At 24.3% G+C, this 13,367-nt stretch carries 13 protein-coding genes and 1 tRNA gene; 5 read left to right on the plus strand and 9 right to left on the minus strand.

The window, feature by feature from the left end:
• Nucleotides 1-16 precede the first annotated feature (16 nt).
• The 5 genes from CQA44_RS05400 to selA are packed head-to-tail and all read right to left on the minus strand — an operon-like array spanning nucleotide 17 to nucleotide 5,885.
• On the minus strand, nucleotides 17-433 hold the full coding sequence (locus tag CQA44_RS05400; RefSeq protein ID WP_115546266.1) for a universal stress protein: 417 nt from the start codon (nucleotides 431-433) through the stop codon (nucleotides 17-19).
• Nucleotides 434-450: 17 nt separating this feature from the next.
• Complete coding sequence (locus CQA44_RS05405) at nucleotides 451-1,668, minus strand: molybdopterin molybdotransferase MoeA (protein WP_115546267.1); 1,218 nt, start codon at nucleotides 1,666-1,668, stop codon at nucleotides 451-453.
• Nucleotides 1,668-2,678 carry a hypothetical protein gene (locus tag CQA44_RS05410; protein WP_147289753.1) on the minus strand — a complete coding sequence of 337 codons (1,011 nt, stop codon included), beginning with the start codon at nucleotides 2,676-2,678 and terminating at the stop codon, nucleotides 1,668-1,670. The genes CQA44_RS05405 and CQA44_RS05410 overlap by 1 nt, the downstream gene beginning before the upstream one ends.
• Nucleotides 2,668-4,509 (minus strand): selenocysteine-specific translation elongation factor, encoded by a 1,842-nt coding sequence (gene selB / locus CQA44_RS05415; RefSeq protein ID WP_181881794.1) that lies wholly within the window; start codon nucleotides 4,507-4,509, stop codon nucleotides 2,668-2,670. The genes CQA44_RS05410 and selB overlap by 11 nt, the downstream gene beginning before the upstream one ends.
• Nucleotides 4,506-5,885: an L-seryl-tRNA(Sec) selenium transferase gene (gene selA / locus CQA44_RS05420; protein WP_115546270.1), complete on the minus strand. Its 1,380-nt coding sequence runs from the start codon at nucleotides 5,883-5,885 to the stop codon at nucleotides 4,506-4,508. The genes selB and selA overlap by 4 nt, the downstream gene beginning before the upstream one ends.
• 78 nt (nucleotides 5,886-5,963) lie before the next feature.
• Between selA and CQA44_RS12505 the strand changes: the two genes are divergently transcribed.
• The 3 genes from CQA44_RS12505 to CQA44_RS05430 all read left to right on the plus strand — a co-directional run bounded on the left by CQA44_RS12505 (nucleotide 5,964) and on the right by CQA44_RS05430 (nucleotide 7,214).
• Nucleotides 5,964-6,061, plus strand: a tRNA-Sec gene (locus CQA44_RS12505).
• A gap of 58 nt (nucleotides 6,062-6,119) precedes the next feature.
• On the plus strand, nucleotides 6,120-6,386 hold the full coding sequence (fliQ, locus tag CQA44_RS05425; RefSeq protein ID WP_115546271.1) for a flagellar biosynthesis protein FliQ: 267 nt from the start codon (nucleotides 6,120-6,122) through the stop codon (nucleotides 6,384-6,386).
• A gap of 6 nt (nucleotides 6,387-6,392) precedes the next feature.
• Nucleotides 6,393-7,214 carry a UDP-N-acetylmuramate dehydrogenase gene (locus tag CQA44_RS05430; RefSeq protein ID WP_115546272.1) on the plus strand — a complete coding sequence of 274 codons (822 nt, stop codon included), beginning with the start codon at nucleotides 6,393-6,395 and terminating at the stop codon, nucleotides 7,212-7,214.
• Here CQA44_RS05430 and CQA44_RS05435 read toward each other — a convergent pair.
• The 4 genes from CQA44_RS05435 to recR form a co-directional block, all read right to left on the minus strand.
• Nucleotides 7,211-8,680, minus strand: coding sequence for an LTA synthase family protein (locus CQA44_RS05435; protein ID WP_147289754.1), 1,470 nt, complete (start codon nucleotides 8,678-8,680; stop codon nucleotides 7,211-7,213). The two genes, CQA44_RS05430 and CQA44_RS05435, sit on opposite strands and share 4 nt — an antisense overlap.
• Nucleotides 8,681-8,984: 304 nt before the next feature.
• Entirely contained in the window at nucleotides 8,985-9,227 is a 243-nt protein-coding gene (locus CQA44_RS05440) for a hypothetical protein (RefSeq protein WP_115546274.1), read from the minus strand.
• Nucleotides 9,208-9,987 carry an ATP-binding protein gene (locus CQA44_RS05445; protein ID WP_115546275.1) on the minus strand — a complete coding sequence of 260 codons (780 nt, stop codon included), beginning with the start codon at nucleotides 9,985-9,987 and terminating at the stop codon, nucleotides 9,208-9,210. The genes CQA44_RS05440 and CQA44_RS05445 overlap by 20 nt, the downstream gene beginning before the upstream one ends.
• A gap of 14 nt (nucleotides 9,988-10,001) precedes the next feature.
• Nucleotides 10,002-10,571 carry a recombination mediator RecR gene (gene recR, locus CQA44_RS05450; protein ID WP_115546276.1) on the minus strand — a complete coding sequence of 190 codons (570 nt, stop codon included), beginning with the start codon at nucleotides 10,569-10,571 and terminating at the stop codon, nucleotides 10,002-10,004.
• A gap of 174 nt (nucleotides 10,572-10,745) precedes the next feature.
• Here recR and CQA44_RS05455 point away from each other — a divergent pair, with 174 nt between their 5' ends.
• Complete coding sequence (locus CQA44_RS05455) at nucleotides 10,746-12,644, plus strand: sensor histidine kinase (RefSeq protein WP_115546277.1); 1,899 nt, start codon at nucleotides 10,746-10,748, stop codon at nucleotides 12,642-12,644.
• Between the two features lie 9 nt (nucleotides 12,645-12,653).
• Nucleotides 12,654-13,364 (plus strand): response regulator, encoded by a 711-nt coding sequence (locus CQA44_RS05460; protein WP_115546278.1) that lies wholly within the window; start codon nucleotides 12,654-12,656, stop codon nucleotides 13,362-13,364.
• Nucleotides 13,365-13,367 lie beyond the last annotated feature (3 nt).

Raw genomic sequence — 13,367 nt, forward strand, 5'->3', positions numbered from 1 at the left:
TAAATATAAAAAATAATTATTTTGCTATTAAAACAGGTATAGGTGAAGCACTAATAAATAAATCTTGATGAGAATTAAAGATTCTATGTAAAATAGAAGATTCACTCTCACCAATAACTAATAAATCGTGGTCATTTGCTAAGTCTAGCAAAATATCAGCGGCATTACCTCTCTTAATAACCTTACTTACTTCAATGTTATGTTTTAAGAATTTGTTTTCAAATTCATTTAATAAATCGTCAGATTCTATATTTTGTGCAGATGCAATATCGTTATAATCATAAACTCCACTTTCTGCATACATTAAAACTTCTGATACAACTCTAAGAAGCGTAATTTCAAATTCAGTTACTCCACTAAACAATTTTATTAAGCAATCCACAGCACGTCTGCATTCATTAGTATCACTAACTCCAAATAAAATCTTTTTCATATTACCCTCCCTTTATCTTAATTTACAATATTAAACATTCTATCTAAATTATTTACAAAATATGGATTAAAACTTAACACTAAAATATTATCACCTTTTTTAACAACCTCTTTATTATAAAAAATTGCCATAGCATTGCTCTTTAAAAGCGGGGCTATTTGAGAGCCTTGATATTTAGCATTATTATAAGCTATAAATCTATTATTTAAAAGATTCCCTAAAATTATATGATAAGTATTTTTTGAAACCCTAAATTCTTCTTCATTTATAGCTACTTTAGCCCCCAAATAATAATTTAGAGAGCTAAATTTTTGTATTAAAGGAGGCAAACAAAAGCTAGCTTGTAAAAATGCCCCTATGGGATTGCCGGGAAGTGAAAGAATAAAGCTATCTTCAATCCTCGATAATAATACAGGACGACCGGGTTTGATATTTATAGAATCTGCTAAAATTTCTGCATCTAATCTACCTAAAACACTATGAATATAATCTTTATCTCCAACACTAACACCGCCACTTGTTATAATAATATCATATTTCTTAATTGCTTTCTTAATTGCTTTCTTAATTTTATTGATATTATCATCTAAGATTCCTCCATAATGAATAGAGCAATTAAGGTTACAAAAAACACTTTTTATAAAATATGAGTTTATATCATAAATTTGAAATTCATTTGGTTTAGAATCTATATTAACTACTTCGTTACCACTTCCAAAGATAATAATTTTTACTTTCTTTTTAACTTTTACTTTGTCAATCCCCTGTGATGCTAAAATCCCAATAATATTTGGTGTAATAACCTTTCCGCTTCTTACTAAAATATCATTTTTTTTAAAATCTTCCCCTCTAAATTTAATACAATTATCTTTTTTAGGGTTTGTTTTTAATATCAATTTATTATCTTTTATTTCTACTAATTCCTTTTGAATAACAGAATCAGTATTTAGAGGAATCTTTGCTCCAGTCATAATTTTATAGGCAAAATTGTTTTCTAAAACTATACTATTTTTTTCTCCAGCAAAAATATTACCCTTAATTTCATAATTTTCATATCCTAGTTTAATTACATATCCATCCATTGCAGAAGTATTAAATCTAGGAATATCAATTTTACAAGTAATATCAGAATCTAAAATTCTATTTAATGATTTATGAAGCTTAATACTTTTACTATCAACTTGTTTTACTTTTAATGAATATATTTTTTTTAAATATTCTCTTAAATCTTGCATTAAAACTCCATTAGTCTTATCATTTTATATCCATTTGCAAGTTTGTTTGCCACTAAATCAATATCATCTAAATCATCAAATGTGATAGCACAAAGCTCTCTTGATTGTAATGGGCTAAAACCAAGTGATATTAATGTATGAGATGGCTTTATAAATCCTAAATAGCAGTCTTGCGAGCTTTGGATAAAAATATCATCTAAATATAAATGTTCAATCAAATATCTAGTATTAATATGATAGAATCTAAGCGGAAGTGTATTTGGTGCAAAGTCATTAGCAAATAAATCAATTTCTTTTCCTAAAAGCTCTTTTAATTTATCAAAAAGCTCTAAATTAACATTAATTTTTCTTTTCTTTTTCTTTAATATTCTATTATCTATTGCCTTATATATTGCTTCTGTTACACCTTTTTTATTAATTATTGATGTAAAAATATTTGATGAAATTATTGCTCCATTACCACTTAAGATTCCAAGTGGTGCAGAATTTATAAGCAAAATGTCAGCTAATGTATAATCTATTTCAATACCAAGTGCTAAAGCATAGCTAACATCAATAGCAAATGTTGCATTTCTAATTTCTGGAATTTTATTAAAACTAAAAATATCTTCATTAATTAATGGCATAATCATTAAAACATCATCTTTTGCTATATCTCCTCTTAAATTAATATCAGCTTGAAGAAAGGTTGTCTCAACAGGAGAATCTAATTTTATAGTTGGAATAAATGTAGAAATAATCTCAATTGCCCTTCTAATTTCATAATGAAGCGATGGAGTATAATAAATTTTTTTAAAATTAGAAAATAACTCTAAAAATCCCCCACAAGAAAAGTTAAATGGTAATGCATAAGACTTATTAAATTTATTTTTTAAACTAGCCCTAGTATTTTCTATCTTAATATTTTCTTCTTTATAAGCAATAGAATCATAATTAAATTCTGGCATAATCAAGCTATTTATTGTAGTATCTAGCGGTGGATTTTGTAAGTAATCCAATCTAATTTGCATTTTTAAATTTCCTCTTTGTTTCTTCTTTGTAAATATCACCGAACTTATCCAAATAATCTAAATAACAAATAATATATTTGCGAGAAATATTATAATATTTTCTTGCAATTACTATATCAATATAGCCTTCTTTTTTAATAATTTCTCTAAAATGCTCCATAACCTTATTTAAACTTGAGGTTAGAATAAATACATTATGGCTTAAGCGAACTACTTTTTTAGTTTTAGTTAAATCTTTAAAGATACTATCACCAAATTTTCTATCAATATTTAATTTATCATAAATATTATATGGAGCTTGTGGGGTTAAATCACTAATTTCTAATTCTTTAATTATAGAATCTCTTGTATAACTAAAAATATCTTTGATATTAGATTCTATACTAATGTAGAGATTATTTTGTTTTTTTTGAATTCTATTTTCTTGCAATAAAATATCTAATATGCTTTGAGTAAAGCTTGATGAACTCCACTTTAATTCACTATTTATACTATTTGCACTAAATATTGCATTTTTGTTTTTATTAATTAAATTTAGAATTGTATTTTTAATTTCATCTCTAACCTTAAGGCTATAAACAACAAGATTTTCATCATCAACAAATATTCCATTATCTTTTGCAATATCTTTTGCAATATTCAAACTTTCTTTATGCGTTAAGTTAAATCTTTGTGGTGATTGTATTAACCCAAAGCCTCTGTTATGTGCATCTATTAATAGCTTAAAGGCGAATTTAAAGTTATTATTAAATAAATATTCTAAATATTTAATTTTTTGCTCTTTTCTCATAGGATCACTTATAGGATTTAAAATATATCCTCCACCTATTGTTTTGGAATTATCCCTTAAAATAAAATGCTCTCTAAAAACTCCAAAAATTCCATCATCTAAGTTTAATGAAGCAAAAATCTTATCATTATATTTTTTTAATATATTAATACTTGCATTTAGCCTTTTTGAGCCAATAAAAAAAACTGCATTTTGATTATTTTTAATATCTTGCAGTGGAAAGATAACACAATCAATCCTACTAAACTTTCTTAAAATCCCCTTTTTACTTAAAAGATAACCTTTTTTTATATCACATTGTGATATATTGGATAAAGCAAGTGCTATTCTCTCTCCAAATATTGCAGAATCTAACTCTCTATTGTGATTATGGATACTTTTAATTAAAACTTCTTTATTTAAATCACAAATAAAAACTTTGTCATTTTTGATAATACTACCACTTAATATTGTTCCTGTTACTATAGTCCCAAAACCTTTTTTACTAAATACCCTATCACAATAGTATCTAAAAAATGGCGACTTATCTATCTTATTAGATTCTAGGTTTAATAGAACACTTTTTGCTTCCTGTATTAAATCTTGATTATAAATAGAAAAATTATATATTCCTTCAATATCAAATCCTAGATCATTCACAAAATTTTTAACTTCATTTCTAACAAAATCTACTCTATTTTTAGTAACTAAATCATATTTTGTTAGAAAAATAATTATCCTTTTTATTCCAAGCAATTTTGCAATGTATAAATGCTCAATACTTTGTGGCATAAGGGAATCATCAAGTGCTACAATAAGTGCTAAAACATCTATTCCAAATGCTCCACTAATCATATTTTTAACTAATTTTTCGTGTCCTGGAACATCTATAAATGAAATTTGTTTATCTAAAGTAATCATATTTGAAAAGCTAATATCAATAGTCATTCCACGCTCTATTTCATCAGCTCTTAAATCACCATCATAATTATTGATTGCTTTTATAAATGAGGTTTTTCCGTGGTCTATATGCCCACTTAGACCTATGATAACACTTCTCAAACAAATTCACCTTTAATATCATCTAAAATAGATATTATTATTTCTATTTCATCATCTTGCAATGTTCTCATATCAAACACAACTTTATTATTTAAGATTCTACTTATTATGCCTCTTTTTCTAAGTAAAATTTCTAATTTATTTATTTTTATATTATCTATAAATATACTAATACCAATAGAGCTAAATTTCATATTAGGCAAGCTTCCTCCTCCAGATAAACTATCTAAATTAATTATTTGTGGATTATAAAAATTAGAAATTTTATTAATTATAAATTCTGCTCTTTTTTGTAAAACCTCCAAACTAAGTGTTAGCATTTTAATACTAAGTATTTCATCTAAATTATTATCTATATATCTTTTAAGTGTAGCTTGAAGAATTGCAATAGTTATTTTATCTACACGAAAAGCCCTAAGAATATGATTATCTTTTAATCTATCTATTAATTCTTTCTTTCCTAAAATAATTCCAACTTGAGATGCACCAAATAGTTTATCTCCGCTAAAACTCATAAGAGATGGAGGATTTTTAGAGATTTCTTCTAAAGATGGTTCATTACATTTTAGCCCCTTTACATAACCGCTCCCTAAGTCATAATAATCAATTAAATTATATTTCTTGCATAATGTGATTATTTCTTTTAATTCAACTTCCTTGCTAAAGCCAATGATTTCATAATTTGATTTATGAGCTTTCATAATCATTACAGAATTTTCGTTTATGGCATTTTTATAATCATTTAGATGTGTTTTATTTGTAGTGCCAACTTCTTTTAAAATAGAACCTGAAGATTCCATAATCTCTGGGATTCTAAAGCTCCCACCAATTTCTATTAATTCTCCTCTAGAAATTATTACTTCTTTACTCTTAGCAAATGTATTTAAAATCATAAATACCGCAGCAGCATTATTATTAACAAGCAATGCAGATTCTACATTAAACATTACACAAAGCATATTTGTTATGTGATTATATCTTTCTCCTCGCTTTCCTTGCTCTAAGTCATATTCTAAATTACTATAATGGCTCAAAATTGGGATAATCTCATTAATAATATTTTTATGTATTAAGCTTCTCCCTAAATTTGTTTGTAATACAACACCTGTTGCATTTATTAATGTTTTTAATGAATAAGAAGTTGCTTTTATATACTCATTATGTAATTCTTGTTTTAATTTATATATAAAATCATTAGAATCTATTTTTTTTATTATGTTAGAATCACCATCTAAAATTTGATTTCTTATTTTTTTTAATTTATTGGTAGCTATTTTTTTTATAATTTCTTTATTATAATCATTAAATTGTAATAATAAGCTATCTATACTTGGAAGCTTACTTAAGAGCATATTTTTTTTAAAGTTTTGCTGCATTAATTACCCTCAAAAATAAGTTTCTAATCTTACAGTATTTTATGTTAGAATACAAAATATTTTATATAGATTTTATATGGGGGGCGTGTATATCTGGTGATTACCACAGACTTCAAATCTGATGAGTGGCTAAGTGTTTAGTCATTGGGGAGTTCGATTCTCTCGCCTTCTCACCATAAAAATTTAAAATTATTATAAAATTTTTATTTTTTTGAAATTAAATTTAGGATTAACTTGGAAGCAAAATTTATTTCTCTAGCCATTGAAACTTATAAAATTACTCTTCTTGTTTCATTGCCTTTGCTTTTAACAGGTCTAATTGTAGGGCTTTTAATTAGCATATTTCAAGCAACTACTCAAATAAATGATGCTACACTAACATTTATACCAAAAATATTAGCAATTATTGCTGTTTTAATTATAACAATGCCTTGGATGTTAAATATGATAACAGACTATACTAGAATCTTATTTAATATGATTCCAAATTTTCCATTTTAGTTTTGAATGCAAGATAAAATAATAGATTTTTCAAAATACTCAAGTATAAAAATAGGACCAAAGCTAAGTATAAAAATAGCTCAAAATATCAATGAAGCAATAGATTTATATAATAGTGGATATTTTTTAATCGGTAAAGCAAATAATATAATTTTTAGTCCAAAAAAACATAAAATATTTCAACTTGGAATGGAGTTTAACTACATTAAAGATTTAGGAGATTATATTGAAATTGGGGCTAGAAGCGGAAATAGAAAGGTATTTTTGTATTTTAAAGAACATAACTTAAGTGGATTAGAATTTTTAGGAACTATACCCGGAAGCATTGGTGGAATAGTTAAAATGAATGCAGGAATGAAACAATATGAAATAAAAAATATAATTCAAAGTGTTTGCATTGATGGAAAATGGGAAGAAAATATAAACTTTTCTTATAGAAATAGTAATATTGATGGTATTATTTCTGCTGTAAGATTTAAAAAAATAAATGGCTTTAATAAAGATTTAGAATCTAGTTTTAAAATTATGAGAATAAATCAGCCAAAAGAGCCAAGTGCAGGAAGCTGTTTTAAAAATCCTAAAATTTTAGGCATAAAAGAAAAAAATAATGCTAATTTAGGCAATTTTAGTGCAGGAAAATTACTAGATTTAGCAGGGTTTAGGGGATATAGAATTGGAAATATGAAATTTAGTCAAAAACACGCAAATTTTTTAATAAATCTAGGAAATGGCAGTTTCAAAGATGCTATAAAGCTAATAGAATTAGCAAAAAGTGAGGTTTTAAAAATACATAATATCACCTTAGAATGCGAGGTAATTATAATTTAAGATTTTAAATTTAACCTATAATCTAATTGCATTTTATTTAATAAATCATATTTTTTCTTAAAATCTTTATCAAATTCAAATGTTTCATTAGTATTTAAAATAATTTCTTTAATATTTTTAAAATTTCCTTTGCCCATTTTAAATTCATTTGCCCATTTTAAACTCATATCACCATTTACAACACCAATATTATTTATATAAATAGAAGAATTCATGCCAAATTCTAGTCTTAAATCTTTTGGTTTAGTTAGCATATTCCTCCCACCAGTACTATAATAAGATACATTAGATAAACTAAACTCATATAATGTTGGAAAAATATCTTTGTGTGAACCAACCCTTAAAGGGTCATAAAAAATATTTACTCCATTATTTTTTAATGTATTTTGAATTTTTGTAGGAATATAAATATAAAATGGCACTGCATAAGAAATTGTAGTATAAGACAAAGGTCCAATTTTTAAATCCCTAAGTCTATGGTCGCCTGTGGCTGCGATTATTACACTATCTTTTATTTTAGAATCTTTTATCTTTTTTAAAAACTCTCCAAAACAATCACTTGCATAAATATATGAATTAATTATTTCTTTCTTGTTTGAAATTTGTTCTAAAAGCTCTACATTAGGATTCATAAATGATAAATAATTATTTGGAAGTTTAATATATGGTGGGTGATTAGTAGTTGTAAGGGTAAAAATAAATAATGGTTTATTAGCATTATTTAAAATATCAAACATTTTATCATAAATAAATTCATCTAAAACGCCATAAGATGAAATATATTGTTTTGCTTTGGGATATTTAGAGATAAAATAATTCATATCATAAATTTTATCTACCCCTTGAATTTTCAAATAATCACCATAGTTTTGCCAAGATCCATTGCCACTTGTAATAAAGATTACTTCATATCCTGCATTTTTATACATATCAATAGGGGTTTCTTTTAAAAATGTATTTTTAAATTTTCCTTGAGAAATAATGCTATTTGGGCTTCTAAAGTATAATTCGCTAAAACTACCAGCGGTCCCTAGAGTAGAAGATATAAATCTATAAAATACAAAATCACTTTTATTGCTAGATGAGGTATTACTTAAATCAAAATGATATTTTAGACTTCCTAATAAATTAAAATCATCTCTTTGATAGATTAATATATTGCTCCCAAAACTCTCCATTAAATTTACTACTATATGTGGTTGCTTAAAATTTATTAATTTTTTTGTTGTATGAAGTATAGGAAAAAGTTCTTTTGCTGCATAATCTACATCTTTAGAAGAAACAATTGATGATTTATAATCATTTTTATAATGTCCTAAAGCCCACACAAAAGCTAAAATTGGATTTGTATTTAAATTATTTAATACCTCAAAACTACTTATTCTGCAATCATCTTCTTTAAGTGGAAATGTTCCTAAAGAACCTCTCATTCCAATAAAAAGCATAATAATTAGAATAATATACAAAGGTATCGCAAATAAGCTTTTTATAAAAATTTTATTTTTATAAATAAAATTATGAATAAGACTAATAGATAAGCTAAAAATAATCAAAAATATAAAAATTTTAATCACAGGATAGTTATTAAAAATTATATTAATAATAGCTTTTGTGTCATCATCTTTTAAGCCAAAAATAAATACATCAATTTTACTTTTATAAAGCTCATAATAATAGTAGTTAATAATACAAGAAAATAGAATTAAAAAAGAAAATATAAAGATATAAGAATTTGCAATATAGATAAAAATTTTCTTAATAAAAATAAATTTATAAAATGCTACCCCCCCCCCATAAATATATTAAATAAAGGCTTAAAGCTATACTTAAAACCCTACTATCATATAAAAAACCATAAAAATACATTTTATTTAAAGTAGTATTTAATAATACCTCATCACTAATAAAACTATTTGCCATATATACACGAGATATGCTACAAACAGCTAATAGGATTGAATAAATAACAATTATATTAATTATAAAATTTATATTAATCTTTTTTGTTATCACTATTCTTATTTCCTTCTAAATATGTTTTATCACAAAATGTGTCTGTATGGATATTACTAAATGCCTTTTTTAATGATGTAAAAAAATCTTTATTAGAATCTTCAATATTTTTTAGCAATTTTTTAGCATTTTCCCTTGCAAAAGGTTTTTTATCATCGCTTTGCCAATTAATAGGGCAATTGCAATCTGGAGCAATATAAATATTATTACTTTTTATAAAATCAATTATTTGTCTTTCACGCACAAAAATTAAAGGTCTAATAACAAAAATACCATTTTCTGCTTTATATATAGGAGGCATTGAACGAAGAGACCCATTATAACTAAAATTCATTACAAAACTCTCTGCAGCATCATCTAAATGATGAGCTAATGCAACTTTATTATATCCTCCTTCCAATGCTTTGCTATATAATGCACCTCGTCTCATACGAGAACAAAAACTGCAATATGAGCTATTTGGACGCTTTTTTTCCTCTAGAGCTTCATAAATTTTAGTTCTATAAAGCTCATATGGAATATTATGCTCTTTGCAATACTCAAAAATATATTCATACTCACCACCTCTGCCATAATCAACAGTTAATGCTTTAAAATAAAAGCTAAATGGTGCATGAGTTTGCATTCGCTTTAATATAGTAGCAAGTAATATAGAATCTTTTCCCCCACTAAGTCCTAATAAGATTCTATCACCTTCATTTATTAAACTATATTCTGCATTTGTCCTTCCAACAATATTTAAAATCTTTTTACTTATCATATTAACCTTATAACCTATATTTTTATTCTACTCTCCATTGCTTTTTGAAGAGATAGTTTATCTATATTATCCAACCCAACACCTGTTGGCACTCCGTGTGCAATCTTAGAAAAAACCAAATTCTCATTTTGCAATTTATCTTCAATATATAAAATCATTGTATCACTTACAAGAGATGGTGTAAAAGCAAATATTATTTCTTTTTTATTATACAACCTTATATTTGCAATAATCATATCAAAATCAGCTTTTTTAACATCATTTACCACTAAATAGCTTCCATTGAAAGTGTTTGTCTCCTCTATGGTGAATATATCCTTAGGACTTGAAACAATACAAAGTGCAGAGTTATAAAGTCTTGAAAAATCATCACAAATATAACATGTCTTATCTTCTGCCAAACCACCACAAATCTCACATTGCTGAATATTGCATACTGCATTTTCAATACAATGTGCAATATTTAAAGCTAAGACTTTATTTTCAAGTGCTAAGGTATAGGCAATTTTATTAGCAGACTTCTTTCCAATACTAGGAATTTGCTCTAACTGCTCAACAAGTGAATTAAAAAATTTATTTTTCATTGCGAAAATATAACATATTTTAATTAAATATAAATTATTTACTTTGTTATAGATTTATATTGCAAACTATAATCTAAAAACTTAAACCCAAGCATTTATATAAGCTTAAAATTTTAAATAAAGGTATGATATGATTTCATCAAAACTATTAAGGTTAAATAAGAATAAATAATAATGAAAAAAACTAAATTTATAAACTTTACACTTATCACTAGTTTAGCAATCATATTATTTGGAGTATGCTTAGTAGTTTTTACTACTCTATTTGTAAAAAGTATAAAACAAGATTTGCTGAAAAATGAAATTTTACATAATAAACAAATAATAGAAAATGTAAAAAATATAATTGAATTATGGCTTAAAAATAAAATATTAATATTAGAATCTGCACATATTAATAGTGATATATTAGATTCTAAAAATAAAAAAAATATTCAAAATATGTTTTCAAATATCAAAATGCTTGATAAGAGTTTTGATGCTTTGCAAATTTTATATGATGATAAAAGCTTTTATATGAGTAGTGATAATGATGAATTAATAGAAATATCTAATCAAAAAAAGATGCTAAATCAAAAATTAGCAGAAGATTTATCATACAGTAAAGATTGGTTTAAAAAAACAAAATCAAGCTTAAAATCTCAAATTTATGTAGTAAAAGAACATGTAAGCCTACTAAAAACTACAATAAATTTATCTATTCCTATTATTTATAACAATAAATTTATAGCAGTGTTGGCTGGAGTTATTAACGCAGATAATTTAGGAGAGAAATTTAAAAGTATGAATATGATTAATAATGTTCATACTTTTTTAGTGCTTGATAATCATGTAATTTTTACAAATAATATTAATGAAGAAATTGCAAATAAAATCAAAAACAAGCTAAATAACCCAAATATAGAAGACAATAACTTCTTTATTGATGATTTTAAACAGATAAATAAATACAAACTTGGTTTTTATATTGATGATACTCATATAAAAAATAATTTAGAATCTATAATTAAAAAAGAAATTATCTTTATTATTGTTTTATTTGTAGCTTTTATAATTATAAGTTTAATATATAAATATTATTTTGTATATGAAAATAAAGAACTATTACATAGCCAAAAACTAGCAAATATACTTTTTAAAGAAAGTGAATTTGGGCTTGTTATATTAGATTCTAAAAATAAAATAAATTATATTAATAAAACTGCTAAAGAATTGCTAAAAAATATAGAAATTAAAGATATCAATAAAGATAAAATAACATACCAAAATAAAGTATATATAATAAAAAAGATACCATATTTTAAAAATAAACTTACAAAAAATATAATAGTTACAATAGAAGATATTACGCAAAAAGAGGAATTAAAAAAGCAAAAACAAAAAAATGAAAAAATACTAAATCATAGAGCAAAAATGATTGAAATTGGTCAATTAATAGGTGGAATAAATCACCAATTAAAGCAACCTATAAATGCTATAAACATTTTAATTAGTAATATATTACAACAAGGCAAGAATCTAGCACCTGAAACAATAGAAACAAACTTAAGACTTTGTCAAAATCAAATATTAAACTTAAATGATACAATTAACCTATATAGTTCTTATTATAATAATAACTTCACAATAACAGAATTTAACTTATATAAATGTATTCAAAATACTATACTTTTCATAAATACAGCAAAATTTTTAAAGAATCCAAATATTAAAATAAAAGGTAATAAAAATTTAATAATAAAATCATTAGAAAATGTTATCAGTCAAATAATGATAATTTTAATTTCAAATGCACTAGAAGCATCGCTAGATGCAGAAAATAAAAGTATTATTGTAGAAATAAATGATAATGATAAAGATTTAATTAAAATTAATGTTATAGATTATGCAAATGGTATAGATAAAGAAATACTAGATAGTTTATTTGTTGAAATTAAAACTACCAAAGAAAGGGGTGTTGGGATTGGATTATATTTTGCTAAAAAACTTGCTAATGATAAATTAAGAGGTGATTTAAAAGTTATTAATGCAAATAATCCAACTAATTTTGAATTGACGATACCCCACATTTAAAGGAGTAAAATGGACAATACCACATTAAAAGCATTAAGTAATGCTACTATTTTAATAGTAGAAGATGATTTAGTAGCGTTATTTGGAATAAAACAAGCATTAGAACCATATTGTAAAAATATATTAGAAGCAAGTGATGGATTAGAAGCCTTAGAATTATATAAAAATTATAATGAAAATATTGATATTGTTCTAACAGATATTAATATACCTAGTTTAAATGCGTTTGAAATGCTAGAAGAAATATGCAAAATAAATACAAATCAAAAAATAATTATTATGACTTCATATCCAAATGATAAAAATTTAAAGCAAAGTTTTAAGTTAAGTAATATTTGCTTATTTTTAAGAAAACCTATAAACATTTCTGACCTACAAACAAATATAGCAATACTAACAAAAACACCTAATGATTTAATCATTAAATTATCTAAAAATATGTATGTAAATAAAACAAAAATGAAAATTTTTATCTATGATAATGAGATTATATTAAATGGTATTGGTAAGAAAATATTTTGGTTATTAATAAATAATATAAATCAAGTAATAACTTATGATATTATACAAGAAGTTATTTATAATCATAAGGAAAACTCATCTATTGATAGTCTAAGGATGGCTATTGCAAGGTTAAAAACAAGTTTAAAAGAAAAAAATATAATAATAAATATCAAAGATAGCGGATATATGATAAAAAGCTATGAAGAGACTTGTTAAGTT

It is taken from the genome of Helicobacter sp. MIT 14-3879, from assembly GCF_003364125.1.